The 25,584-nt window shown below is 39.7% G+C and carries 32 protein-coding genes; 17 read left to right on the forward strand and 15 right to left on the reverse strand.

Annotation, left to right across the window (positions count from 1 at the left end):
* The first annotated feature begins 22 nt into the window (after window positions 1–22).
* The gene (locus tag O1A01_RS23675) at window positions 23–1,456 is read left to right on the forward strand and encodes a DDE-type integrase/transposase/recombinase (protein WP_270065174.1); all 1,434 of its coding nucleotides are present in this window, start codon (window positions 23–25) and stop codon (window positions 1,454–1,456) included.
* 252 nt (window positions 1,457–1,708) lie between these two features.
* Here O1A01_RS23675 and O1A01_RS23680 read toward each other — a convergent pair whose 3' ends face one another.
* From O1A01_RS23680 to O1A01_RS23715, 8 genes are all read right to left on the reverse strand, one after another.
* Window positions 1,709–2,344 carry a sugar transferase gene (locus O1A01_RS23680; RefSeq protein ID WP_270065175.1) on the reverse strand — a complete coding sequence of 212 codons (636 nt, stop codon included), beginning with the start codon at window positions 2,342–2,344 and terminating at the stop codon, window positions 1,709–1,711.
* 3 nt (window positions 2,345–2,347) lie between these two features.
* Complete coding sequence (locus O1A01_RS23685) at window positions 2,348–3,475, reverse strand: DegT/DnrJ/EryC1/StrS family aminotransferase (RefSeq protein ID WP_270065176.1); 1,128 nt, start codon at window positions 3,473–3,475, stop codon at window positions 2,348–2,350.
* 181 nt (window positions 3,476–3,656) lie between these two features.
* Window positions 3,657–4,538 carry a UTP--glucose-1-phosphate uridylyltransferase GalU gene (galU, locus tag O1A01_RS23690; RefSeq protein ID WP_270065177.1) on the reverse strand — a complete coding sequence of 294 codons (882 nt, stop codon included), beginning with the start codon at window positions 4,536–4,538 and terminating at the stop codon, window positions 3,657–3,659.
* A 99-nt stretch (window positions 4,539–4,637) separates the two neighbouring features.
* Complete coding sequence (locus O1A01_RS23695) at window positions 4,638–4,997, reverse strand: four helix bundle protein (RefSeq protein ID WP_270065178.1); 360 nt, start codon at window positions 4,995–4,997, stop codon at window positions 4,638–4,640.
* 451 nt (window positions 4,998–5,448) lie between these two features.
* The gene (locus O1A01_RS23700) at window positions 5,449–7,293 is read right to left on the reverse strand and encodes a polysaccharide biosynthesis protein (protein WP_270065179.1); all 1,845 of its coding nucleotides are present in this window, start codon (window positions 7,291–7,293) and stop codon (window positions 5,449–5,451) included.
* A 20-nt stretch (window positions 7,294–7,313) separates the two neighbouring features.
* Entirely contained in the window at window positions 7,314–7,454 is a 141-nt protein-coding gene (locus O1A01_RS23705) for a hypothetical protein (RefSeq protein WP_270065180.1), read from the reverse strand.
* Between the two features lie 153 nt (window positions 7,455–7,607).
* Window positions 7,608–8,315, reverse strand: coding sequence for a CpsD/CapB family tyrosine-protein kinase (locus O1A01_RS23710; RefSeq protein ID WP_270065181.1), 708 nt, complete (start codon window positions 8,313–8,315; stop codon window positions 7,608–7,610).
* Window positions 8,305–9,048: a YveK family protein gene (locus O1A01_RS23715; protein WP_270065182.1), complete on the reverse strand. Its 744-nt coding sequence runs from the start codon at window positions 9,046–9,048 to the stop codon at window positions 8,305–8,307. Before O1A01_RS23715 ends, O1A01_RS23710 begins: the two co-directional genes overlap by 11 nt.
* Window positions 9,049–9,371: 323 nt before the next feature.
* Between O1A01_RS23715 and O1A01_RS23720 the strand changes: the two genes are divergently transcribed.
* Window positions 9,372–9,830, forward strand: coding sequence for a hypothetical protein (locus O1A01_RS23720; protein WP_270065183.1), 459 nt, complete (start codon window positions 9,372–9,374; stop codon window positions 9,828–9,830).
* Between the two features lie 490 nt (window positions 9,831–10,320).
* Here the strand turns inward: O1A01_RS23720 and O1A01_RS23725 are convergent, their stop codons facing one another.
* On the reverse strand, window positions 10,321–10,587 hold the full coding sequence (locus O1A01_RS23725) for a hypothetical protein (protein ID WP_270065184.1): 267 nt from the start codon (window positions 10,585–10,587) through the stop codon (window positions 10,321–10,323).
* 237 nt (window positions 10,588–10,824) lie between these two features.
* Window positions 10,825–11,253 (reverse strand): 3-hydroxyacyl-ACP dehydratase FabZ, encoded by a 429-nt coding sequence (gene fabZ / locus O1A01_RS23730; RefSeq protein ID WP_270065185.1) that lies wholly within the window; start codon window positions 11,251–11,253, stop codon window positions 10,825–10,827.
* Window positions 11,254–11,361: 108 nt separating this feature from the next.
* On the opposite strand from fabZ, the gene O1A01_RS23735 reads away from it, so the two are divergent.
* The 4 genes from O1A01_RS23735 (at window position 11,362) to O1A01_RS23750 (ending at window position 13,336) form a co-directional block, all read left to right on the forward strand.
* The gene (locus O1A01_RS23735) at window positions 11,362–11,703 is read left to right on the forward strand and encodes a hypothetical protein (protein ID WP_270065186.1); all 342 of its coding nucleotides are present in this window, start codon (window positions 11,362–11,364) and stop codon (window positions 11,701–11,703) included.
* An 11-nt stretch (window positions 11,704–11,714) separates the two neighbouring features.
* Window positions 11,715–12,623 carry a UDP-N-acetylmuramate dehydrogenase gene (gene murB, locus O1A01_RS23740; RefSeq protein ID WP_270065187.1) on the forward strand — a complete coding sequence of 303 codons (909 nt, stop codon included), beginning with the start codon at window positions 11,715–11,717 and terminating at the stop codon, window positions 12,621–12,623.
* A 98-nt stretch (window positions 12,624–12,721) separates the two neighbouring features.
* Window positions 12,722–12,988, forward strand: coding sequence for a YesK family protein (locus O1A01_RS23745; protein WP_270065188.1), 267 nt, complete (start codon window positions 12,722–12,724; stop codon window positions 12,986–12,988).
* 159 nt (window positions 12,989–13,147) lie between these two features.
* Window positions 13,148–13,336, forward strand: coding sequence for a hypothetical protein (locus O1A01_RS23750; protein ID WP_270065189.1), 189 nt, complete (start codon window positions 13,148–13,150; stop codon window positions 13,334–13,336).
* 94 nt (window positions 13,337–13,430) lie between these two features.
* Here O1A01_RS23750 and O1A01_RS23755 read toward each other — a convergent pair whose 3' ends face one another.
* From O1A01_RS23755 to O1A01_RS23765, 3 genes are read right to left on the reverse strand one after another with little or no spacing between them, the layout of a single operon-like run.
* A complete protein-coding gene (locus tag O1A01_RS23755) occupies window positions 13,431–13,709 on the reverse strand; it encodes a DNA-directed RNA polymerase subunit beta (RefSeq protein WP_270065190.1) in 279 nt (92 codons plus the stop codon).
* A gap of 19 nt (window positions 13,710–13,728) precedes the next feature.
* Window positions 13,729–14,562 (reverse strand): flagellar hook-basal body protein, encoded by an 834-nt coding sequence (locus tag O1A01_RS23760; RefSeq protein WP_270065191.1) that lies wholly within the window; start codon window positions 14,560–14,562, stop codon window positions 13,729–13,731.
* A 15-nt stretch (window positions 14,563–14,577) separates the two neighbouring features.
* Entirely contained in the window at window positions 14,578–15,402 is an 825-nt protein-coding gene (locus O1A01_RS23765; protein WP_270066461.1) for a flagellar hook-basal body protein, read from the reverse strand.
* 400 nt (window positions 15,403–15,802) lie between these two features.
* Between O1A01_RS23765 and O1A01_RS23770 the strand changes: the two genes are divergently transcribed.
* From O1A01_RS23770 to O1A01_RS23815, 10 genes are all read left to right on the forward strand, one after another.
* Entirely contained in the window at window positions 15,803–16,405 is a 603-nt protein-coding gene (locus tag O1A01_RS23770; RefSeq protein WP_270065192.1) for a hypothetical protein, read from the forward strand.
* Between the two features lie 44 nt (window positions 16,406–16,449).
* A complete protein-coding gene (locus O1A01_RS23775; protein WP_270065193.1) occupies window positions 16,450–16,623 on the forward strand; it encodes a hypothetical protein in 174 nt (57 codons plus the stop codon).
* Between the two features lie 473 nt (window positions 16,624–17,096).
* On the forward strand, window positions 17,097–17,855 hold the full coding sequence (locus O1A01_RS23780; RefSeq protein ID WP_270065194.1) for a basic amino acid ABC transporter substrate-binding protein: 759 nt from the start codon (window positions 17,097–17,099) through the stop codon (window positions 17,853–17,855).
* A gap of 538 nt (window positions 17,856–18,393) precedes the next feature.
* A complete protein-coding gene (locus tag O1A01_RS23785) occupies window positions 18,394–19,053 on the forward strand; it encodes an amino acid ABC transporter permease (RefSeq protein WP_066420305.1) in 660 nt (219 codons plus the stop codon).
* Window positions 19,022–19,780, forward strand: a complete 759-nt coding sequence (locus O1A01_RS23790; RefSeq protein ID WP_270065195.1) for an amino acid ABC transporter ATP-binding protein — start codon at window positions 19,022–19,024, stop codon at window positions 19,778–19,780. Before O1A01_RS23785 ends, O1A01_RS23790 begins: the two co-directional genes overlap by 32 nt.
* A 19-nt stretch (window positions 19,781–19,799) precedes the next feature.
* Window positions 19,800–20,975, forward strand: coding sequence for a M20 family metallopeptidase (locus O1A01_RS23795; protein ID WP_270065196.1), 1,176 nt, complete (start codon window positions 19,800–19,802; stop codon window positions 20,973–20,975).
* Between the two features lie 91 nt (window positions 20,976–21,066).
* Window positions 21,067–21,387 (forward strand): thioredoxin family protein, encoded by a 321-nt coding sequence (locus O1A01_RS23800; RefSeq protein ID WP_270065197.1) that lies wholly within the window; start codon window positions 21,067–21,069, stop codon window positions 21,385–21,387.
* Window positions 21,388–21,626: 239 nt separating this feature from the next.
* Complete coding sequence (locus O1A01_RS23805; RefSeq protein WP_270065198.1) at window positions 21,627–22,397, forward strand: hypothetical protein; 771 nt, start codon at window positions 21,627–21,629, stop codon at window positions 22,395–22,397.
* On the forward strand, window positions 22,375–22,782 hold the full coding sequence (locus tag O1A01_RS23810; RefSeq protein ID WP_270065199.1) for a DUF6516 family protein: 408 nt from the start codon (window positions 22,375–22,377) through the stop codon (window positions 22,780–22,782). Before O1A01_RS23805 ends, O1A01_RS23810 begins: the two co-directional genes overlap by 23 nt.
* A 158-nt stretch (window positions 22,783–22,940) precedes the next feature.
* Window positions 22,941–23,492, forward strand: coding sequence for a hypothetical protein (locus O1A01_RS23815; RefSeq protein WP_270065200.1), 552 nt, complete (start codon window positions 22,941–22,943; stop codon window positions 23,490–23,492).
* 218 nt (window positions 23,493–23,710) lie between these two features.
* Here O1A01_RS23815 and O1A01_RS23820 read toward each other — a convergent pair whose 3' ends face one another.
* Window positions 23,711–24,400 (reverse strand): DUF421 domain-containing protein, encoded by a 690-nt coding sequence (locus O1A01_RS23820; protein WP_270065201.1) that lies wholly within the window; start codon window positions 24,398–24,400, stop codon window positions 23,711–23,713.
* 161 nt (window positions 24,401–24,561) lie between these two features.
* On the opposite strand from O1A01_RS23820, the gene O1A01_RS23825 reads away from it, so the two are divergent.
* On the forward strand, window positions 24,562–24,861 hold the full coding sequence (locus O1A01_RS23825) for a hypothetical protein (RefSeq protein WP_270065202.1): 300 nt from the start codon (window positions 24,562–24,564) through the stop codon (window positions 24,859–24,861).
* Window positions 24,862–24,977: 116 nt separating this feature from the next.
* Here O1A01_RS23825 and O1A01_RS23830 read toward each other — a convergent pair whose 3' ends face one another.
* A complete protein-coding gene (locus O1A01_RS23830) occupies window positions 24,978–25,571 on the reverse strand; it encodes a response regulator transcription factor (protein WP_066420288.1) in 594 nt (197 codons plus the stop codon).
* Window positions 25,572–25,584 lie beyond the last annotated feature (13 nt).

The raw sequence follows: 25,584 nt of genomic DNA on the forward strand, positions 1-25,584 counted from the left end.
TTCCAGAAAAGGAAGTGACAATTTGTACCCTCAAATTATAACCTATTTATTAACTTTTATAAACTATCAAGAACAAATTATTCGAACTTTGCTTACTCTATTGATTGGAAAAAGCATGTTCGATAAACCAAAAGAAGCTCCTGTTAATCAGCCTTATCGAAAGCTTCAAATTGATGATTTACCTATTATTGAAAAACTAGAAAGGCTGGATTATCAGCTTTTATTAGCGGAACACCTTCAATCCAAAGGGAAACCGTTAAAACCAGTACAGCGTCGAGCGAATTCTACGCCCGTACCGTCTACCTTATGTTGTCCGAAGTGTGGTGCTCCTTCTGCGTATTTGTACGCAAATAACGGAGGAAAAGGACAATATCAGTGTAAGGTGTGTGCGTGTGTTTTCAATAAAAAGAGTCGTTATCAGAAAGAGGCCATCCTTAAGTGTCCTCACTGTCTTAAAACGCTAGAAAAAATTAAAGAACGAAAAGATTTTCACGTGTTTAAGTGTAAAAATGATCGTTGTTCTTATTATCAAAAGAACTTGAATGCCATGACCAAAAAAGAGAAAAAACAGTTTAAAGAAGATCCACAATCGCTGAAAGTTCGCTACATTTACCGGAAGTTCCACATCGACTATCAACCGTTATCCAAACAATCACCAAAGCAGCCAAAAGTCGATTTATCAAGATTGTATGTTTCCCCACATACGCTTGGTCTCATCTTGACCTATCATGTCAATTACGGATTATCGGCCCGTAAAACTGCAGCGATCATGAAGGATATTCACGGTGTGTCTGTCTCCCATCAAAGTATCCTAAACTACGAAAACAGCGTCGCGTTATGGCTTAAGCCTTATATTGACTACTTTCCGTATGAGCTGTCGGATCAATTCTGTGGGGATGAAACGTACATCCGGGTCAACGGTCGTTGGCATTATCTGTTTTTCTTTTTTGATGCGGTCAAGAAAGTCATTCTTTCGTATCCAGTGTCGCCAAATCGCGACACCGCAACAGCGATACGAGCGATTGATGAAGTACTAGTGAAACTGAAAGAAATACCAGAAAACCTACAATTTGTAGTAGATGGTAACCCTATTTACTTGTTGGCACAGCATTTCTTCGCAGAAAACCACATATCGTTTGACGTAAAACAGGTCATCGGGCTAACAAATGAAGATGATGTCTCCAGAGAGTATCGACCTCTCAAGCAAATCATCGAGAGACTAAATCGCACGTTTAAAGGGAATTATCGATCGACGCACGGCTTTGGTTCTGAACAAGGATCTGTTTCTTTTGTGACATTGTTTGTGGCTTACTTTAACTTCTTACGTCCACATTCTTCACTCGAAGGTAAAGTGCCCGTAACAATTCCAGAATTAGAAAAGCTACCAACCATGCCAGCGAGGTGGACAGCCCTTATTGGATTAGCTCAAGACTGGATTCAACAACAGTCAGCCTAACTTTTGTTTAGCTGAGCCCTATTCAGCTATCGGCGAAGCGAACTCTTGACAAACCGAACTTGCCAATGGTTTAAAATGGAAAAAGTCAAGGGTTTATTTAGCATGCCTTCTTTTGTTCCCTTCGCCCTTGATTGACCTCTGAATAAACCATTGGTGTGTTTGTCAAGAGCGATAGCGTGGCATTTCCACCTAATAAATGGTAGGTAGTATGAACCCGTGCTAGTTTTTCATAGAACTTTTGACACTACCAATTTAATTAATGTTAGATGATTTCTCTGACCCTTTTACATTGTTATGAGTATAGATACTTTCACTTTTGAATAGCTTCTGCAGTGTCATAAAAAGAATCATAATGTCTAACCAAATATTAAACGTTTCGATATACTTAACATCAATCGGAATTCGTTCATCCCAAGAAACAGAATTTCTAACGGTGACCTGCGTTAAACCAGTCATACCTGGCTTCATTTCGAATCGTTTTCGTTGAAAATCACTATATTCTTCAAATTTATATGGATGATGAGGTACAGGAGGTCTCGGGCCAACCAAACTCATATCACCAGTAACAACATTCCAAAGTTGAGGAAGTTCGTCCAAGCTTGTGGCACGAAGTAATTTTCCGATTTTTGTAATTCGGTTATCACTTTCAGTTTTCACAAATAAACCTGAGCCGATTTTTTCAGCATTAACAACCATCGTTCTGAACTTTAAAATCTTAAAAACTCTACCATCTTTGCCAAGTCGTTCTTGTTTAAAAAACACTGGACCTTTTGAAGTCAGCTTAATGGATAGTGCAATAATAATAAGAATTGGGGAAATAATGATTACACCTATTAAACTTCCAAAGAAATCTATCATACGTTTGATAAATAAATTTAATACTCGCATTGTTTAAATCCACAACCCCTTAATAGTCTCCACAACTCTTCCTAAGTCCTCATCCGTCATCTTCGTATCAGACGGCAAACAAACCCCATTCTCAAATAACTTTTCCGATATACCTTCACCCACAAAATCATACTTTTCAAAGAACGGTTGCAGATGCATCGGTTTCCAAACCGGCCTTGACTCAATATTCTCTGTTTCCAATGCATTAAATACATCAATTGGTCGTACTTTACCAGTCAACGTAATTGAACTTAGCCAGTAATTCGGTTCATCCCATTCATTACTAGGCATGAATTCAAGACCTTCAAGCCCACCAAGCTCTCTCTTATAAAACTCTAAGATATAATTCTTCTTTGCAACTCTCTGATCTAACACCTTAAGCTGCCCTCTACCAATCCCAGCAACAACATTACTCATACGATAATTAAATCCTAATTCGCTATGTTGATAATGTTTTGCCTGATCTCTTGATTGAGTAGCCCAGAACCTAGCTTTAGCAATCCTCTCTTCATTATCAGAAACAAGCATACCACCACCAGAAGTAGTGATAATTTTATTCCCATTAAAAGAGAAGATACCATAATCACCAAACGTTCCAGTATGCTTTCCTTTATAATAAGTTCCTAGAGACTCAGCTGCATCTTCTATTAATACAACATTATGTTTTTTACAAAGTTCTACAATTTTATCCATATCCGCTGACAATCCATAAAGGTGAACTACAATGACTGCCTTTACTTCAGGATACTTTTTGAATGCTTTTTCCAATGCTTTAGGACACATATTCCATGTTTCATAGTTGCTATCTATAAAAACTGGGATTGCATTTTGATAGATGATTGGATTAGCTGTAGCTGAGAATGTTAGTGATTGGCAGAAAACAATGTCCCCACTGCCCACTCCTGCAGCTTTTAAAGCTAAATGTATCGCTGCTGTTCCAGAAGTAAGTGCAGCTGCTGAATTTGAGCCAACCTTTTCTGCTAATTCTCTTTCAAATCCATCTACATTCGCTCCCAGAGGAGCTATCCAGTTAGTATCAAATGCTTCCTTGACATACTCCATTTCATAACCTTCATCACTCATATGTGGTGATGACAGAAAGATTCTTTCATTTACTTTGTTAGTCTTCATTTTCATACCTTCTTCCATTAGATAGGTGATTTTGTTAGTAAATTAGTACTTCATTGGAATATAATCCTATTTTCCAACACACTACTAACCTACCAACTATCATTAAAGTTATTAGTTGGTTAGCTCAAAGGAATTTTAAGAAAACCTAAATTACCAAATTACTAACCAACTAATATTATTTTTAAGCTTTTACCTTACTACTTTCCAACATCTCTCTCAAGAAAGGAACCAATTCCTCTCTCAACTTCTCATCCTGCATCGCAAACTCAATAGAAGTCTTAATAAACCCAGCCTTCTCCCCAACATCATACCGCTTACCTTCAAAATCATAAGCAAACACACGCTGAATTTGATTCAACTCCTGGATTGCATCCGTCAACTGAATCTCCCCACCAGCACCAGTCTCTTGCTTGTCTAAAAACATAAAAATTTCCGGAGTTAACACATATCTCCCCATAATCGCTAGATTAGATGGTGCTGTACCAGGAACCGGCTTCTCCACAAAATTGTTTACTTGATAGCTACGTCCATTTTGAACCGAAGGTTCAATAATCCCATATCTATGTGTTTCATTCTCAGGTACAGGTTGCACACCAATAACAGATGCTAACGTTCTGTCATACTCATTAATTAATTGCTTCAGCCCCGGTGTTTCAGCTTGAACAATGTCATCCCCAAGTAAAACAGCAAATGGCTCATCACCAATAAACTTGCGCGCACACCATACCGCATGACCTAACCCTTTAGGATCCTTTTGACGGATATAATGAATGTCAACTTTAGAAGGCTCCGTAACCTTCTCTAGTAAATCGAATTTCTCTTTCTCAATTAAGTTCTGCTCCAACTCAAACGAGTTATCAAAATGATCCTCAATCGCTCTTTTCCCTTTACCCGTAACAATAATAATATCTTCAATGCCAGAAGCTATTGCCTCTTCCACAATGTATTGAATAGTTGGTTTATCCACTATTGGTAACATTTCCTTAGGCATTGCTTTTGTTGCAGGTAAGAATCTTGTTCCTAACCCTGCTGCTGGAATTATTGCTTTTCTTACTTTTGCCATTTTAGTACCTCCTTTTGGTTGTTAGTTGGTTAGCTATTAGGTGGTTAGGAAACCCGAAGGGTGATAATACATAACAACTAGTCAGTAACCATCTAACTACTAATTACTAACCAACCTACTTATTAACCCATTTAGCATTTTACCAACTTCATTCGCTAAACTTAATAAATGAGAATAGTTCACTTCATCAATATACTTTAAGTCTCTTGCAAGCAATATTTGATATTTTAGTTCCTCTAACGAACCCCTTGCCATTAACAGAAACCTCTTATACTCTCTAACCGAACCTCTAGCCTTTCCTTCGACTATATTACTAGGAACAGATACAGCCGCTCGTCTCATTTGTGATGTTAGAGCAAATTGTTCTTCCTTTGGAAAGCTTTTAGTAATTTTGTATATTGCCAAAACTAGTTTGTGCGCTTTTTGATAAACAACGAGTTTATTAATATCTTGGTACAATATTAAAACTCCTTTTAAGCTTTTAGTTGGTAGCTTTTAGTTGGTTAGCTTTTAGCCATTAGCAAAACCCGAAGGGTGCTATCCCCTAACAGCTAACCACTAACCAACTAGCCAACAAATACTCCCTAATCTGCTCTGCATCCATCTCATACCAATTAGCCAAGAAATACTGCACAATCTCCTTCTCAATCATCACAGCTTTTCTAGCTTTTAGTTGGTTAGCTATCAGCCATTAGCAAAACCCGAAGGGTGCTATCCCCTAACAACTAACCACTAACCAACTAGCCAACAAATACTCCCTAATCTGCTCTGCATCCATCTCAAACCAATTCGTTAGGAAGTATTGAACATTCTCTCAATCATCACAGCTTTTCTAGCTTTTAGTTGGTTAGCTTTTAGCCATTAGCAAAACCCGAAGGGTGCTAACCCCTAACAGCTAACCACTAACCAACTAACCAACAACTACTCTAACATCTTCATTGAAATAACGCGCCAACTTCATCTGCTCATTATTCGCAACAGCCAACAAATACTCTCTGATTTGCTCTGCATCCATCTCAAACCAATTCGCTAAGAAGTATTGAACTATCTCCTTTTCAATCATGACAGCCTTCCCAACATGTATCTTCGGAAATATATTCTGCTTATGAATCTCATCATCATTCAGTAACTCTTCATACATCTTCTCCCCAGGCCTAATCCCCGAGTACTTAATCCCAATTTCTTCTACCGAATACCCCGACAACTTAATAAGATTCCTCGCCAAATCCACTATCTTAACCGGCTCCCCCATATCAAGCACAAAAATCTCCCCACCACGACCAAGTGTGCCCGCTTGGATTACTAATCTCGAAGCTTCCGGTATCGTCATAAAATAACGCGTCATTTCAGGATCTGTTACTGTCACCGGTCCACCTTCTTGAATCTGCTTTTTAAATAATGGAATTACACTACCTCTACTCCCAAGCACATTCCCAAAACGAACAGCAACAAACTTCGTCTTACTCTTTTCCGCTACTTGTTGAATAATAAGCTCAGCGAATCTTTTAGTAGCACCCATTACATTCGTCGGATTAACAGCTTTATCAGATGAAACTAATACGAAATTCCCAACACCTGCTGCATCTGCTGCTTCTGAAACATTTTTCGTACCGAAGATGTTATTTTTCACCGCTTCCTCCGGATTACGTTCCATTAACGGTACATGCTTATGTGCTGCTGCATGGTATACAACATCAGGCTTATACTTGTCCATAATTTTGAACATTTTATCGCGATCTTGTATGTCAGCAATTTCTGTATATATTTCAATAACATTGTCATATTCTTTACGTAACTCTAGTTCGATAGAGTAAATACTATTCTCTCCATGGCCAAGTAAAATAAGGGATCTCGGAGTAAATTGACAAATTTGACGGCAAATCTCTGATCCAATCGAGCCTCCAGCACCAGTTACGAGAACTACTTTGCCTGTAATCTTATTCGAAATACTCTCCATATCAAGTTCAACTGGCTCGCGTCCAAGTAAATCTTCCACTTCGACATCTTTAAACTCATTAACCGATACTTTTCCTGTCATTAAGTCTTCTAACATCGGAATCTTTTGAGTTTTCGCACTCGTTTTGCTACACTCATCGAATATTGCTTGCATTTCTGTTTTATTTAACGAAGGTATCGCAATGATGATATTATCAATGTGGTATTGCTCCACAGCTTGTTCAATTGAATCTTTCCCACCAACAACAGGGATCCCTAAAATTTGTAGCTTTTGTTTCCGCTCATCATCATCAACGAACGCAACAGGTTCCATTTCTGCGTCATGGTTTTGTAAAAGCTGACGAGCTACCATCGTACCTGCCGCACCTGCACCTATTATCAATGCACGTTTTTTCTCTTTATTCGTACGCATAAACGTATCACGGTACATTCTCCACGAGAACCGTGAACCACCTATTAATAACATGTGGAGCATCCACGTAATAACTAATGCTCGGATGAAAATATCTCCAACGACAATCCATTGTAAAACACCTGTTATTAATACGGAGTACGTAACAGCCTTCGCAATGGATAGAAGCTCCCCAACACTCGCATACTCCCACGCTTTAAAATACAGTTTATAAATATAAGCAAACAAATGATGCCAAATCAATAATGTTAACGAAGTAAAAAGTAAAGCTTGTGAGCTAAATACGTTAAAGTGAGGGTTTAATAACCAGAAGCTAATATAAATAGCAGATAAAACAATGAGTGAATCAATTACAATTAATGAAGATAACCGTTTACGATAAGTCATAGTAACTCCCCCTTCCTCCCCTATTTACTACTCTCCATCTTCCTAGCAATCGCCATATCCAACATTTTCTTAATCTCGAGAGCCTGTTCATACGATGCGTCCTGATGTATGTAACGAATCGTTTTCTTTATTGTTTTTGGTAAAGTATTAAACTTATTCACACGTATTCACCCTTCTCTCGAAATAATATATATTCAAACTAAACTAAAGTCTGACATGACAACACCATCCGTTAGGTCTTTCGGACTATATCATGCATTAGTTATAATTACTTATGATTCTTCCAAAAAAGAGGGACCTAGTCTTTTTCAAGACTATTTCCCACCATAATAATAGTAATACGAGCTATCTTTCTGTTTCTTCATGTTTAAAACGACACCAAGCAGTTTTGCTTTTGCTGAATCTAACATTTCTTTTGCTTTTTCAGCATTTTCTTTTTCAGTTGAGCCGCTTGCCACAACAAGAACTGTGCCGTCACATTGGTTCGCTAGAAGTTGTGCATCTGTTACTGCTAATACTGGCGGAGTATCGAAAATCACGATGTCGTACTCTTCATACGCTTTTGCTAATAAGTCCTCCATTGCTCTTGAGCTTAATAGTTCTGCCGGGTTTGGAGGAATTGGACCGCTTGTCATCACATCTAAGTTTGGAATTCTAGATGGGTTAATTGAATCATTAAATTCAGATTGTCGTGTTAAAAAAGTCGTTAACCCCTTAAAATTATCCTGCTGGAACGTATAATGCGCTGTTGGTTTACGTAAATCGGCATCAACGAATAATACTTGTTTACCTTGTTGTGCAAAAACAACCGCTAAGTTACACGCTGTCGTTGATTTCCCTTCCGCTGGACCAGAAGATGTAACCATAATGGAACGCATTTCTGTATCCACAAATGAAAACTGGATATTCGTACGAATCGTTCTATATTGTTCAGAGATTGGCGATTTTGGAAGCTTGTCCGTAATTAAATGACGACTAGTCGTTCCTTTTACTGTTTGTTTTTTCTTTCTTTTAAGAACCAACTGACTCACCTCTCACTCTCGAGCTTCTTGCTGCTTGTTGGGCTTGTTCAATATCTTTGTCTTCTATCACTGTAATCGTTCCTAATACAGGTAACCCCAGTATATTTTCTACATCTTGTTCGTTTTTCACTGTGTTGTCTAAATACTCTAATAAGAATGCTAGTCCTACACCAGCCATTAAGCCAACTACAAAGGCAATTGCCATGTTTAACGCCGGACGGGGTTTTACTGGTACTGGATTATCACTTACTTGTGCCGGCGATAAAATATTTACATTGTCCACGTTCATTAATGTTAAAACATCCGCTTGGAACACTTGCGCCGTTGTATTCGCAATATTGGCAGCCATTACTGGGTCCTCATGCTGAACTGTAATTTTTACAACTTGTGAATTACCTTCTGCACCAACTGTTATTGCATTGTTTAAGCTAGTAAAAGATTCGCCGCCACCAACTTGTTGACTTACTTTGTCTAAGATTGCTGGACTTTTAATAATGACGTTATACGTATTAATGATTTCAATGTTGGATCGGATTTGGTTAACGTCTACAAATCCTTGTTCTGTTTTTGTTTGGTTAACGAGTAATTGAGTTGAAGATTGATAGATTGGTGTTAATAAAAAAAAGCTCACTAAACCACTCGTCGCTGTTGCAATCGCGGTAATTGTTATAATGAGCCATAGACGTTTTTTTAGCGTTTGAAATAGTTCTTTTAGACTAATCGTTTCTTCCATGTCGCCCTCCAAGTAGTAAAATCGATATATTGATAGACAAAAAAATTTTCACTCTTTTTGTCATACTTAATCATTATAATGAAAACTTTGTCGCATATCTACATTGTAATACCTATTATTTCGTATTGAAAGTCTTTATTTGTAAAAAAGCGCTTTCAATTAAGCACAATATTTGACAACAAAGTCGACCTTTGTCGAATGAGTGTCGAATGATATCGAAGTTCGAATTGTAAGTTATATTCCCTACTAGTTGTACATATTTTTAGTACAAACGTTAAAATGGATTCTTTTAATTTAACGAGCTAAAGGAGCGCGAACACATCATGAGACGAAGACGACAATTACCCGCTGCACCTATTATTATTTTTATTCTTTTTATTTTGCTTATTTTTCTATTCGCTCGCGCTTGTTTACCGGAAAGCGCCAAAGCAAAAAGAATCGTTGATCAATTTTATACGTACGAACAAAAAGGCGAATTCGGCAAGTCGTGGGAATTGCTCCACGAAGCGATGCACCAACGATTCGAAAAAGGAAGCTACATACAAGATAGAGCACACACCTTCATCGGTCATTTCGGCGCTGAAACGTTCACCTACAAAATAGACGGCGGCAAAAAGAAAACGAACTGGAAAATGCAAAAAGACGGCGAACCGATTGGCGACACCTACGAATTCACCGTCACCAAAACATACCGAGGCAAATACGGCCACTTCCAATTTGTCCAATACGTTTACGTTTTAAAGGAAGAAAAGGATTGGAGGATTTTGTGGGATTATAATTAGCTGTTAGGTGTTAGGTGTTAGCTGTTAGTTGTTTGCTTTTAGCTGCTAGCTTTTAGCTTTTAGTTGTTAGCTTTTAGCCTAACCAACTAGTAACTAACCAACTAACCAACTTTTTTGCTGTTAGCTTTTAGCTGTTAGCCTAACCAACTAATAGCTACCCAACTAACCAACTAGTAACTAACCAACTAGTAACTAACCAAACACAAAAAGGCTAGTCGGGAATTTTCACCAACTAACCAGATTTGTTTGCTGTTAGTTGTTAGCTTTTAGCTTTTAGCTGTTAGCCTAACCAACTAGTAACTAACCAACTAATAGCTAACCAACTAGTAACTACCCAAACACAAAAAGGCTAGTCGGAAATTTTCACCAACTAACCAGATTTGTTAGCTTTTAGCTGTTAGCCGCTAGCTGTTAGCTGCTAGCTGTTAGCTATTAGCCTAACCAACTAACAGCTACCCAACTAACCAACTAACAGCTACCCAACTAATAATTACTGATTTTCTTCCTCTTCCTCATCCTCATCCTCATCCATCGGATGCTCTTCTTCTGGTGTTGTTCTATCGTCTCGACCTTCCATACCGCCACCATCTGTACCTTGATCATCTGTACCCGGTTGCTCTAAACCAGTATCATCTTGAGGAACTTCTGTTGGCGCTTGCTCTTCTGGTGGTGGCACGTCTTGATTGTCTGTTCCACAACCTGCTAATACCATTGCTGCTAATGCGGATACACCTAAAAGCTTCGTTAACTTGTTCATCGTATCTTTCTCCTTTCATGGATAACAATTTAAAGACCCGACTGCTTGGTCTCTTTTTATATTCCCCAATCAAGAAAAAAGTTTGCATGAAAAACGTAATTTTTTTAAAGAAGACTTGCCGATTGGCAAGCAAAGCGCAGACAGAGGCTTAGTCGCACTTATACTATCTACTTTAAATTGTCTACTACGTCGAATAATCCTCTTAGCTGACAATTTATCTTAGGATAGTGCAAAAGACTACTTCGGTCCCAACGCAAAGGTAATTTCTACCTCACACGCTAGTTCTCCGTTCACAGTTGCGACCCCTTTTCCTTTTCCAATCGAACCTCGGACCCGTGTCATTTCTACTTCTAGTCGAAGTTGGTCACCAGGAACAACTTGTCTTTTAAAACGGCAGTTATCGATTCCTGCGAAAAACGCTAACCGACCACGGTTGTCTTCCGGCTTTAACATCGCCACTGCCCCAACTTGCGCTAGCGCCTCGACGATTAACACGCCTGGCATTACCGGGTAGTCTGGAAAATGACCTTGGAAAAACTCTTCATTTGCTGTAACGTTTTTAATTCCAACCGCACGTTTTAGCTCTTCGATTTCTACTATTTTGTCCACTAACAAGAACGGATATCGGTGTGGAATGATTTTTTTTATTTCATTTATATCTAACATAAATTATGACCTCCTACTAATAGTTACTTTTAATTATATATTACACCGACGTTTTTTCGCAATTATTTCCGACAATATGATAATATACGGGAAGAAGGAGGAATAAGAATGTTAACAGTACGACAAGATATTCTTCAAAAATGGAAAACCGAGATTGAACACGAATTAAACCGGTTTTACGGTAAAATAGATAAAGCATATAATGAAATAGAACAATTGCAAATTCGAAAAGGTATTGTGGATGAGCTTTGTAATGATTTGCAAAGGCGAGACCGCAATGCAGACGGTTTCTTGTTTGAGTTGCAGAAAAGTTTAGAAGAGAAGTTGAAGTTGCTCCAGGAAGAAATGGTGCAAGTACAAAACGATCCGAAAAAGGTACAGCTCGAAATGTTGATGAATCGTATTGTGGAAGAGCTGCCGGTTTTGGATGAATTTAATTTAGACAACTAGGAGAAGCGTGTATGGATACAATTTACACTGATTTAATAAAACTGATAGATGATGAAAAAGTAAAGATGAATGAGCCGCTTAGTAATTTTTCTTATACGAAAACGGGTGGGCCTGGTGATTATGTCGTAACGCCAACTTCGTATGAGGAAGTGCATGCAGTATATAAGTATGCGCTTGATGCTGGGATTCCAGTGACGATTTTAGGAAATGGCTCGAATTTAATAGTTCGCGACGGCGGTATTCGTGGGATTGTAATGATTTTAACAGGGTTGGATGAAATTCGGTTAGAGGATGACGGGAGGATTGTTGCGCAGAGTGGAGCAGCGATTATTGAAACATCAAGGTTTGCGTTGGAGCATCGTTTAACTGGGTTAGAATTTGCTTGTGGAATTCCGGGGTCTGTCGGTGGGGCGTTGTATATGAACGCTGGTGCGTACGGTGGCGAAGTGAGCGATGTGTTGAAAGAAGCGATTGTGATTGATGGGGCTGGAGAGCTTGTTACGATGCCAGTTGAAGAGATGGATCTTGCGTATCGTTCTAGCAGATTAGCTCGCGAAGGCTTTGTCGTGTTGGAAGCGACGTTTGAATTGAAGGCTGGCGTTTATGAGGACATTAAGGCTAAAATGGATGACTTAACGTTCCAACGCGAGTCGAAGCAACCGTTAGAATATCCTTCTTGTGGTAGTGTGTTTAAGCGACCACCTGGGCTTTTTGCAGGGAAGCTCATTCAAGATGCTGGCTTGCAAGGGCAACAAATTGGTGGCGCACAAGTGTCAACGAAGCACGCTGGGTTTATTGTAAATGTCGGCGGCGCTACAGCTACTGACTATTTGGAGTTAATTGCCCACGTGCAAAAGACGGTGAAGGAAAAGTTCGGTGTTGATTTGGAGACGGAAGTGAAAATTATCGGGGAAGATTAAGATTCATTCATTCGGCGCCGAAGGCGCTTTACCCTAAAGACTGGATTGAACTGATACAGAGGCAATGAGCGTTTAGCTATTTTGAAGGGGGTATCGGGATGGAATACGTCATATGGTTTGGTAGTGTAGCACTATTTGTTTTAGGTTTGTTTTATTTTAAATTTTTTTATGTGAAGCATAGGAAGTATTTCATTCCGTATCTTGTATTCCAAATCGGGATCACTCTTTTAGTAGCAAGTATTTTCATCATTGGCGGCTGGGCTGGAATGGCATACGCATTTATTTCCGTTTGGATTATCGGATTAGGACTTCTTAGTGGATTGTTTGTTTTCGTTTATTCCAAAATTAAAGGGAAAGTACGGTAGCTCTAGCGTAAAAGCGAAGGTGGTTGACCGATATTTGGATTGCGGTGACGCGAAAGCATGACTAGTTGGCCGATATTTTGACTGTGGTGGCGCAAAAGCATGACCAGTTGGCCGATTTATCGATTGTGGTGGCATAATAACATGTAGTTGGCCGATTTATTGACTGTGGTAGCGCAAAAGCATGACCAGTTGGCCGATTTATTGACTGTGGTGGCGCAAAAGCATGACCAGTTGGCCGATTTATCGATTGTGGTGGCGCAAAAACTTGCCCAGTTGGCCGATTTATCGATTGTGGTGGCGCAAAAACTTGCCCAGTTGGCCGATTTATCGACTGTAGTGGCGCAATAGTATGACCAGTTGGCCGATATGGGAATAGTAAAAACGCTTGGGGACAATAGCCTCAAGCGTTTTTTATGTTTGTATTCATTTTTCTACATTAATACTACTCTACTCGTACGAGGTCTAAAATATGCTCCCACGTTTCTTTTTTCAGTACATCCATTGGTGCACCGTCTCCGAGTATTCCGTAGCCAAACATTGCCCCGGCTACGACGGCAACACAGAAGAAGGCCGCAACAAGGATGATACGTATCCAAATTGGGATTACCCTCATACGTGGTCTTTTTATTTTTTCAAGCTCTTGCTGTTTGGCGAGCTCTTTTTCGTTTTGTTTGTCTTTTTTACGTTGTTCGCGCGATTGCGCATTTTGTTTTTCTGCCATGTGTGAACACACCTTTATTTTACGATTTCATTCCGTTCACAAGCCCCATCATTTGATCGGCCATTTGAATCGATCTTGCATTAAATTGATATGAGCGTTGTGCAATCGTTAGGTTCGTCATTTCATTTGCAAGGTCAACGTTTGATTGTTCGAGCATCCCTTGCTGTAAGCTAATAGCGTTACGTCCCGCTCCTTGTAAATAGGTGAGCGCGTCTTCGCCGATATTTTCCGCTGGTAGAGCAAATAGAGAACCGCCCATTGCTTGAAGAAGTTGCGGTCGAATGATTTGCGCCACCGCTAGTTCTGAAGCGAGTGCCCCACCGTTTGGTAACGATGCTGTTAGCGTTCCACCTGGTTGTAGTTGTACTTCTGTGATTGATTCTGGGAATACAATTGTTTCACCTGCTGTGTTAAGCACAGGGTGCCCTTCACTGTTCACGAGCATTACTTCGTTGTTGTTAATTGGTGATAAGTAAAGAGAACCGTTACGCGTGTAGCGAACTTCCTCTTGACCTGTTTCGGATGTATATTGGACCGCAAAAAATTGGTCTTCTGTTGTGAATGCGAAGTCGAGCATGCGCTCTGTCGGTTTCATGCTACCTTGTGTTAGCTGTAGCTGTGTTTGTGCTAGTTTTGCCCCAACGCCGATTCGAATTCCTTCTGGTGTGTTGCGGCCACCTTCGTATCGTTGAAGTGGTTGGTTGTTATATTGTTGCGCCAATAGCTCTTGGAACGTGCCACGGCGATTTTTATAGCCTACTGTATCTACGTTAGCGATATTATGTCCGATGAGGTCAAGCTGCTGTTGAAGCTGATTCATCGTATTGGATGCATTTAGTAATACGCGATTCATTGCATGTACCTCCTACTAGTTGATTCTTCCGATTTCGTTCGCTGCTTTTTGCATTGACTGGTCGTACGCTTGAATGACTTTTTGGTTCGCTTCAAACGCACGGAAAGCCGCCATCATTTCGGTCATCGTTCGGGAAGAGTCGACGTTTGAGCGCTCGAGGAAACCTTGGCGAATTTCGAAGACTACATTATTTGCTAGTGGAAGCTGTTGCGGTTCCTCTTCGCCTTCTTGTTGTGGAAGACGGAATAAGCCGTTCCCTTCTTTCACAAGTTCATTCGGATTTTCTGTGTATGTTAAACCAAGGCGTGCTACTGGTTGGTCGTTCACGAGTAGCGTTCCGTCTGGTTGCACTTGGAATGAACGATCATTTATTTGAATTCGATTGAAATTTTCATCTAACACGTAAAGGCCGTCATTCGTTGTAAGGAAGCCTTGAGAGTCTAGGGCAAAGTTCCCGTTACGCGTGTAGCGATATGTACCGTCTGTTTGCTCGACTGTGAAAAAGACCGCTCCAGTAGTTTCCTGCTGGATGATAGAAAGGTCCGTATCAATTCCAGTTTGCTGAATATCTCCTTGCGCAAATAGTGGTGCAAGTTCTTGCACGTACACACCAGTGTTAAGCCCACCGATTGGTTGCGCGTATGGTAAGTTTAATCGCTTTGTCGTTGGCACTTCTGTTTTTCCAGTCGCGTGTAGTAAGAGTTCCGGAAACGCGCGTAATGATGTTTGATCTGCTTTATATCCAGGCGTATTCGCATTCGCCATATTGTTCGATAACGTCTCCATGCGACGCTGCTGTGACATCATCCCTGCCGTCGCCGTATACAACCCACGTAACATATTACTCACCTCATCAATTTCGTCCATACTTTTCTACTATCTATTATAGTACAAAACAAACGCTGTCGATATATGTAATTTTTATTTTTTGTGGAGACATGTTCCTCGTCCACGGTATGTGTCCCCCTGTCCAGGTTTAGATTCGTTGGCTCGTTCAGATGGACAAGTTCCTTGTCCGAGTGTTGGCAGAGATTTGTTTGGCTGAGTGTATCGAATACTTTTTTTAATTAGCGTCCGGTTCTAGACAACAGGTTATCAATTGTGAACAACATGCATATGATTAATTAGCTACATACCGCGAATTCTGTTTAACACAGTTTCGGTTCTAGACAACAAAACAAGGTAGCTTTTAAATACTTAATGTCATTTTTGGGCGGTACCCCAAAGAGGAGGTGGAGTGATGGGATTAAGCGATATTTTTACAAAACCGTATTCATCTAATTGGGACTTCTTCTTTTTTTCTGTACTTATTAGTTTGTTAGGGGCATTGATTGGTCACCTGAAGGCAAACGGTTCCCTTCAAATGCCGATTGTTTTAATGAATTTTAGACATCGGTTTACGTTCAAAAATACGAAACAGGATTGGGTTTTATTAATACCGAGGTCAGTTGGACTCGCTGTCAGTTTCATTGTTTTTCTAGCAGGGTTTAGAGTTGGGGAAAATAAAGAATCTGCTCCTATTACGGTGGAGTTAGGAGTGCTAGGCGATTTACTAGTCGGTATGGGAACAGGCACGTTAGCGTTTGCTACGATGGAACTTACCGGCTCTGACAGTACCTTATTTTTAATGTCCACCTCTTTTCTTGCTGGTTATGCAGGTTTTTCTTATATCCAATATCTACAGGAAGATAAGTTTAATAAAAGAAGCATCCCTTCGTATGAAGATAAATTGAATGGAACAAGTGTCGTTGAAGAGGAAACCTCCTCACCTCCACCGGAAATGACCATAAATGAAGCGGAAAAACAGGCTTCTACAACGGAAGAAAAGGAAGAGGGAAAGTAGAATAGAAATGGGAACATGAATATATTACTAGAGAGGTGATGAGGATGAAGATACTTGTTACAGCTAAAGAGAAGCGATTATTAGATCATTACTACAAACTGATGAACGATACATCATTGCCGCTTTCTCAAAGAAGAGTCGCGAAAATTAGATTTGATAATCTGTACAATGAAGCGAAGTTACGGGCATGTAATACGAATACGACGTTGTATGGATAAGAGGTCGGTCGGAGGGTTCCTTGTCCACGGTATGTGTCCCGGTGGCCATTGTATCCGTCCCAGTGGCCACTTCTAAGTACGCCACGAACTACCGAGAACACGGTGCTTCTTTGTAGGTGAATTTAATCGAATTTTAAAGGAGATCGCATTTGGCGGCTCTTTTTTTATTTTTGAAAGGAAATTAATTTTTCAAGACATACGAATGGACAAGCCCCATTTTTGGGGTAGGAACCTTCGATTTAAAAGTGTATAAAAATACTAACCATATACACGAAAGAGATGAGGAAAGGAATTATTACAGCTATAGAAAACAGTTAGTAAATCATTTTTATAGATAGAAAAATCAGAATAATTCATCTTTACTATTTCTGAAAATTTTTTATTGCAAAATCATACGAATGTGTTAATATTCATTATTATGAATAATTATAAATAAGCAAAAACATAAAATAACTTTCAGGGGGATGGATTAAATGAGTAAAGCATTTTTAACAATGGTAACTGTTTTCGCAATTTTATTATTAACAGCATGTGGACAAGGGCAAGGACAAGGTGAAGAAACAAAGAAGCTATTAATGGGTACTTCAGCAGATTTCCCACCATTTGAAACACGTGATAACAAAGGAGAAATCGTTGGTTTTGATATTGATTTAGCAAAGTATATTGCAACTGAATTAGGGTATGAATTAGAAATTCAAGATATGAACTTTGATGGATTAGTTGGAGCACTTCAAGCAAATCGAGTTGACTTCGTAGCATCTGGAATGTCTGCAACAGATACACGAAAAGAAAGTGTTGATTTTTCCGATGAATACCACCGTTCTGGAGAAATGTTTGTAACGTTAAAGGATTCTGAATTAAAAGGAATGGCTGATTTAGAAGGAAAACATATTGCTGTTCAGCTTGGCACCATTCAAGAAGAGGGTGCTAAAAAATTAGCTGAGAAAATCAACCTTGAAATTAAAGTACTTGATAAAGTCCCTAACATGATTCAAGAATTGAAATCAGGTCGTGTTGATGGAGTTTACTTAGACAAAGCTGTTGGTCAAGGATATGTGAAAGAACTAGATTTAGCAGGTTTTGATGATGAAAGTGAAGGTACTCCAGGAATGGCGATTGCATTCCCAAAAGGTAGTGAGCTAATTGAAGACTTTAACCGTATCATTGCAGAAATGCAAGAAAACGGGGAATTAGCAAAGTTACATCAAAAATGGATAGCAGAAGAGGAATAAAATAGAATAGAGAAGAAATGAGGTGTAAGGCGTCAACGACCCACCACTTAACAACCTTACTGTTTGTTTGAAGTGGGGGCTTGCGTCTGTCAGAGTTTGACAGTGCTTCTACCCTCGTAGAGAGCAACTACACTTATTCCTACCCAGTAGTGCGAACGAGAAACACTCTCCTACCTTCGTGGTGGTGGAACATAAGGACCGGTTGACTTCGCCCCTACTACAATGGTCATGCCAAAGTAGTACCGTTAAAACGGTTTTTCTTACGCTAAAGATTTTACGGTTACAACGTTATTCCTGCAACCAACCTCCTATCTTTAGTTATCAAAGAACTCATAAGAGTGCCTTTTACGCAACGGTTTTCTCTTATGCTTTAATTATATCAGAAAGGAGGGGCAAGGTGGAAGTTTCAGATACTTGATATGGTACGAAATCTTACGATTTAACGTACCATACCGTATCTGACGGCAATTTCTCCCCCACTTATAGTTGGGCTACGCCCTTCACACGATTGAAGTAGGGGTATCCTTGCCGAATTTATATGAATTTGGATTTTTTCAAAATCGTGCCTTCTATTCCATTTATTTTAAGTGGAATATGGGTCACGTTATTATTTGTATTAGTATCAGCTGTTTTAGGATTTATCATCGGAACCATTCTATCCCTTTTTAAAATTAGTAATGTAAAAGGTTTAAGATGGTTTGCAGACGCATATACATCGATCTTTCGCGGAACGCCATTGATTTTACAATTAATGATTATTTATTTTGCTACACCCCAATTAATTGGTTATAATATCCCAGCCTTTTTAGCGGGAATCTTGGCATTCGGTCTAAATTCAGGAGCTTATATTTCTGAAATTATTCGTGCTGGTATTCAAGCAGTAGATAAAGGACAACGTGAAGCGGCGGAAGCATTGGCGATTCCATATAAACCAATGATGAAGGATATCATTTTACCACAAGCGCTCAAAAATATTTTACCTGCACTTTTAAATGAATTTATTACATTAACAAAAGAATCTGCGATTGTGTCAACGATCGGTTTCTTAGATATTATGCGACGAGCACAGGTGGTAAGTGCTAATACGTATACAGCGTTTGAACCATTATTATTTGCAGGTCTCATCTATTATGTATTAGTAATGAGCCTAACGGTGCTAGGAAGATATGTTGAAAGGAGGTTGCGTCGAAGTGAATAACGCTCATATTAAAGTGGACAATCTCGAAAAGTCTTTTGGGAATCACCATGTATTAAAAGGGATTACGACAACGATTAATAAAGGTGAGGTTATATCCATTGTCGGACCTTCTGGATCAGGTAAATCTACCTTTTTACGCTGCATAAACTTACTGGAAGTACCGACAAGCGGACGGATATGGATTGGAAATGAGGAAATAACGAATCCAGCGACGAATATTATGAAAGTCCGTCAAAATGTAGGGATGGTGTTTCAACATTTTCACTTATTCCCTCATAAAACAGTTCTTGAAAATGTAACCTATGCTCCGATTACGGTGAAAGGTATTTCAAAGGAAGAGGCAGAAGCGAAAGGACGAGATTTGTTAAAATCAGTAGGATTATCGGAAAAAGCAGATCAATATCCAAACCGCTTATCCGGTGGTCAAAAACAAAGGGTTGCCATCGCTCGTGCGCTAGCGATGGCACCGGATGTCATGCTTTTTGACGAACCAACCTCTGCACTTGACCCTGAAATGGTAAAGGAAGTGTTAGAGGTTATGAAATCTTTAGCACATACTGGGATGACAATGGCCATTGTGACGCATGAGATGGGATTTGCTCGTGAAGTGGCAGATCGAGTCTTATTTCTAGATGAAGGAAGTCTTGTTGAAGATGCCGCACCGGATGAATTTTTTACTGCACCTAAGAGTAATCGTGCGAAAGAGTTTCTAGAGAAGGTTTTATAAAATTTTTAGGGTGATTAAAATGAAAGAAACAATAATAGAGCAAATCGATCGATATCGAGATGATTTTTACAATATCAGTATCTACATTGGTGAAAATCCAGAACTAGGTCATGAAGAATTTAAAGCCTGTGCTGTCCTTACGGAAGCTTTACAAAAGCATGACTTCCAGGTCGACATTGGCATTTGTGATTTACCAACGGCATTTACTGCAACATTTGATAGCGGGAAGCCTGGTCCTTCAATTGGTTTCATGGCAGAATACGACGCTTTACCTGAAGTTGGACATGCATGTGGTCACAATTTAATTGGAACGATGGGAATTGCTGCCGCCATTGGGTTAAGTAAAGTCATCCATGAGACTGGTGGAAAAGTTATTGTATTTGGTACTCCAGCTGAGGAAACGAAAGGTGGAAAGGTGACGATGGCAGAAGCCGGTTTGTTTCATCAGCTAGATGTAGCGATGATGGTCCATCCCCTTGATCGTTACATGAAAAGTGGAACTTCCCTTGCCATGGATGCCATTCAATTTGAGTTTTTTGGAAAGTCATCCCATGCTGCGGCAAGCCCACACCTAGGTGTGAACGCTTTAGACGCTGTTATCCAAACCTTTAATAGTATTAATGCGTTAAGACAGCATATTACACCTGATGCTAGAATTCATGGAATTATAACAGAAGGTGGAAAGGCGGCAAATGTTGTTCCTGATTATGCCGTTGCTCAATTTTATGTTCGTGGTGCTAAACGAGAGTATGTAAATGAACTAGTAGATAAAGTAAAACGTTGTGCAGAAGGAGCAGCACTCCAAACAGGAACAACGATGAAATCTTCCTACTATGAATTTTCATATGATGATATGGTCACTAACACACCTCTATCAGAAGCTTTTACGAAGGAGCTCATTTCCCTAGGAGTGAAAGAAGAGGAGATTTTAACAGATCGAGGAGGATCTGGTTCTCTCGATATGGGGAATGTGAGTCATGTCGTTCCATCGATCCATCCATATATTAAAATATGTAATGAAAGCTATGCTTGTCATACCCACGAATTCCGCGTAGCCGCGATGAGTGAAAAAGCGCGTGAAGCGATGATTTTAGGGGCAAAGACAATGGCTTTAACCGGATATGAAGTAATAACGAATAAATCTCTCCTGGATGAGATTAAAGCGGAATTTCTTAAATCGAAAAACACCTTGTAGTGTTGGTCAGGGGGATGGGTTCCTCGTCCACGGTGTGTTTCCCGGTGTCCCTGGTATCTATCCCGGTGTCCACACGAAAGGAGATTAATACATGTTAACTTTAACATCGATTGAAATGGCGCAAGAGTTTATCGAGCAGCATCCGTTGAGTTTTGTGTACGTGTCGCGTACAAACTGCTCGGTATGCCATGCGTTATTGCCACAGATTGAGGATTTATTGAAAGAGTTCCCGAAAATTGAGCTTGGGTTTATTAGTGCGGACGATGTCGAGGAAGTTGCTGGGCATTTTTCGATTTTCACCGTACCGGCGATGATGCTGTTTGTAGATGGAAAAGAAATGATCCGCGAGGCGCGATTTGTACATATGGAGGAGTTGCATAAAAAGATTAGTAAAATTTATGGGATGGTGTAAGGGGCCGGTGGTAAGGTCTTCTTTTTTCGTGTGGACAAAGAGCAGTTCTCCTTGTTTTATCCATTTTTTGGTGGGACGCGGGACCTGTCCCTCTGTCCACGCTGTGTGTCCCGGTGTCCATTTTTCATTGTGTATATTTTGTACGTATCGAGACCAAACTTGTATTGTGTTTTATTAGTTGTAGTTACTTGTAGTTGTTTGTAGTTTTTGTTATATTGGAGGTGTGAGGTGATATGTATATGGCTATTACTGAAATTGAACAAAGAATTTATGAGGACAAGGTTCGCTTATTGAATGAGATGGATTTAGAAAATTGGGCGAAAGAAAGTTTTACAGATAAGCAGTTTCGTCTTGTATTTATTAAAGCGATAAATAACTTAATAGCTTCAAGTTCCATTGAGATTTCAGAAGCTTCTTTATTAGATGATCAGCATTACACAAAACAAGTATTAGTAGAATTGTTACGAAATGTATTAGTAGTTTCCGCTTCAAATTCTACTACCGTTAGTTATAAACCCTCTTTAAGCGTTAAAGGGGTTAAATCCAAAGAATTCAAAGGTTATACAACAGGAGAACTAGCTACTTATTTTGGAGTGAGTACGAATACCATTAATAACTGGATTAATAAAGAGGGCCGCTTTTTAAAGTACAATGCAAATGGCCAAATGGAAGTAGTAAAGCGCGAAGTTCCCAATGAAAAGGTGAGAATCCACCCAGAATATTGGTTTGATTCTCCATCTGGTATGCGTTATCAAGTGAAAGAACTAGTTGAAACATATGAATTAGATAAAGCGGAATGGGATGCTAGCAAGGAACAGAACATGAAAAGCGAAGAAGAACAAATCGTTGCTTATTTGGAGCATTTTAAAAAGAAATATAACGGGCAAGATTTCAACGCAGTATTTGGAAAGAAAAATTGGAATCAGTTAAACTCGGAAGAAGAAACGGATGCAGCAATGTGGTCGTTTTTTCTACAAAGGTTGAAAGATGACAAAAACTCTAGGGATTAATCGAAGTAATTTTAGGCAACTGGAAAGGTTAGACTTCAAAGATATTATTGAAGAAGTTCGTGATATCTTTGGTGTCGAAATCCCTGGTTACCACCGCCCTAGTGTCTCCGTACAAGCAAAACGTATTATATTTAAATTAGATCTAAACCTTCCATCATTGAAGTGTATCGAATTCATACATAACGACACGAACGAAATAATAGAATACTTCTATGACTGGGAGGATTCAAAAGGCACACTAATGAAGTTCCATGCACATTTCCACCCACCAGACACTCCAGACTACATTAGAAAATTTGACCCCTTCCACTTACACCTTAAGAAAGATCAATTTGATAAACAAGCAACAATGCGTGAACCAGACCGTGAGTACAAATGCCTTTAAAATATTTTATTATTTATTAAAAAGTACGCGTATGTTTTCTAAGTACGCCACGAACGAACTGAAATAAAGGATAGAAGGAAGCTGCTTTATGCGGCTCTTTTTTATTTTTGGAAGGAAATTCCGTAAAAAGATCGAATTTTATTTATAGAGGTGATTTTTTGCGATACATATGGATTGTTTTATGTTTATTTGTTGTGGTGGCATGTTCGCCGAAATATAACGATGATGATGTTGCGGCGATTATTTTTGGAGAGGAAGTGACCGTGAAGGATGTTCGTGCCCTTTATGGGTTGGAAGGTGGCCGATTGCCTGATGGGGTGCGTTACTATGTGTTGGAAGAACTTATTGCAAAGGAAGCAGAAGGTTATAATTATGATATTTCCGAGTATATGGATTACTTAGATCATGCTTATCCCCCTCCTGATTACGGTGGCAATTCAGAATTTTTCGAGAAGCAAGCCGATTATTTAGGCATTTCAGTTGAGGAATATTATGAAGTGTATTGGAAAGAGCGGTCAAGGCGTGGTCAGATTGCAAACCTGCATATAACCGGGATGTTCGATTTACATGCAGAAACAGAGGAAGAAATAGAACAGGTTAACGTAAAGATTGAGGCTTACTTAGATGAGTTGTTGAAAAAATACGAGGATGATATAGACGTATATATTATGTGGGAAAAGGTGGACGCTGGGAAAAGTTCATTCTCTTAAATTTCCAGAAACTGTGTGGACGCGGGACCTGTCCGAGGCCACTGAAAAAGTCCAATTTTTTTAAAAGCAAAAATGATGTTGAAAAAACAGGTCTCCAGATTTGTTTCTAAGCGACGTTAGAGTGGTCCTGAGACATATTTGCCCCCCTAAAAAACATCATTTTTCGGAAACAGCTACTTTTTCAGTGATTTCGGACCTGTCCCTCCGTCCACGTTTTTTTATTTTAACGTGTCTTCGCGTTTGTCGATGTAGACGTTGCCTTGTTGGTCGATTTGGGCGAAGAATACTTCGTCTACGTTTTGTATGTTGTTTGCCTGGAGGACATTGTTTACCCAGTTTCGGTCTTTTCCTAGTGCTTCTAGGCTTTTGGTTAAAATTTGGCCGTCGATGATGAACGCTTGGGCTAGTCCGCGACTTGGTTGAATGTTAAAAATATCTTTTCGCATCGCGTATATGTAGGGAGCTTTTGGTAGAACGGAAACAGATCCGTCCATCTCCATCATCGCTATTTCTATTTGATCTACGTAAAAATACCCTTTTTTCCTCAAATTTGTCACAAGTCCATCTGCCGTCATTCTTACTTTTTTCAATCCTTCTTCAAGAATTTTGCCATCTCTTATTAAATAGGTCGGTTCATCTTCTAATATCTTTCTTCCTCTCATACTTTTCAACGCAATAATACTAGATAGGAACGTATAAAAACAAAATAATATTAATCCTATCATGCCGATATAAACCGGAACATCTTTCATTAGCATGGAGCTTGCCACGACGGAACCGATCGTAATCCCGGCAACAAAGTCGAAAAAAGTCATTTGGGCAATTAGTTTCTTATTAAGAAAACGGCATAAAGCGTATAGGACTAAAAAACCGACCGTTGTGCGGATAACCATTTCCATTACCGACATGGGGATACCTCCGAGCATACTTTTTCTTATTTTTAGGAAAGAGCGTGGAATTATACCCCCATTAGCATTTTCACTTGGCAGTACATAATAGCTTCCTCAACTTTCCATAATAAGATTAAGAGGAAGGTGATATTGTGGATAAAAAGGATAGAATGTATAGGATGATCCAAGATTTTTTACAACATGCACCAGATGCGCCTCCGGAACTGAGAGGTAAGCTGGAGGATATTGCGAGTTCTTTAGAGCAGTATCCGGCGGAAGAAATAGACAAGATCGATGGTGTTGTTAGCCATCCAGCAGGGCAAGGCCCAGACGTTTCGCAAAACCCTGTTAACTTACTATTTCAGGCATATGGTGATATGGAAAAGTACGCTTATACCGGTGAGAAGGATAGAGAATTGTTTAGTGTCATTCAGCAAATGAGAGGATTTTACGGAATACCAGACCGTTATGTTCCTTGAGGTTGAAGTGGTAAACAGTCGTAGGGGTTACGTTACGGCTGTTTTTTAATTGTAGACAAAAATGGGACAGAGGGACAGGTTCCTCGTCCACGGTATCTGTCCCCCTGTCCACTCCCCTACCATCCTTTTTCTTTGAACACTCGGATGGCTTCGATGCGGTTGCTCACTTCGAGTTTGTCGAGGATAACGGATATATAGTTTCGAACTGTGCCTGCTGTTAGGAATAGTTGTTTGGCGATTTCTTTTGTGCTTTTTCCTTCTGCCATGAGGGAAAGCACTTCTGTTTCGCGTTCTGTTAGTGGGTTTTCTTCGGTGTACATTTCATCGATGAGTTCTGGTGCGTAAATGCGTTGGCCAGCCACGACTTGGCGAATGGCGTTGGCAAGTTCTTCACTTGGACTGTCTTTCAGAAGGTAGCCGTTCACGCCCGCTTTTATCGCACGTGCAAAATAACCAGAGCGGGCAAACGTAGTGAGGATGATCATTTTACAGCCAGACCCTTTTAGCTGTTCTGCTGCATCTAACCCTGTCATGCCTGGCATTTCGATATCCGTAATACATACGTCTGGTTTATGCTCCTTCACTAGCGCGACTAGCTCTTCCCCATTCGAAGCACGGGCTACTACCTTCATATCTTCTTCTAGATCTATTAACGTTGCGAGTGCTCCTAGTAGCATCTTTTGGTCTTCTGCAATGATGATATTAATCATGTTCATCCCCTCC

The sequence above is a fragment of the Sutcliffiella sp. NC1 genome (assembly GCF_027594365.1).
In the GTDB taxonomy this organism is placed as follows: domain Bacteria; phylum Bacillota; class Bacilli; order Bacillales; family Bacillaceae_I; genus Sutcliffiella; species Sutcliffiella cohnii.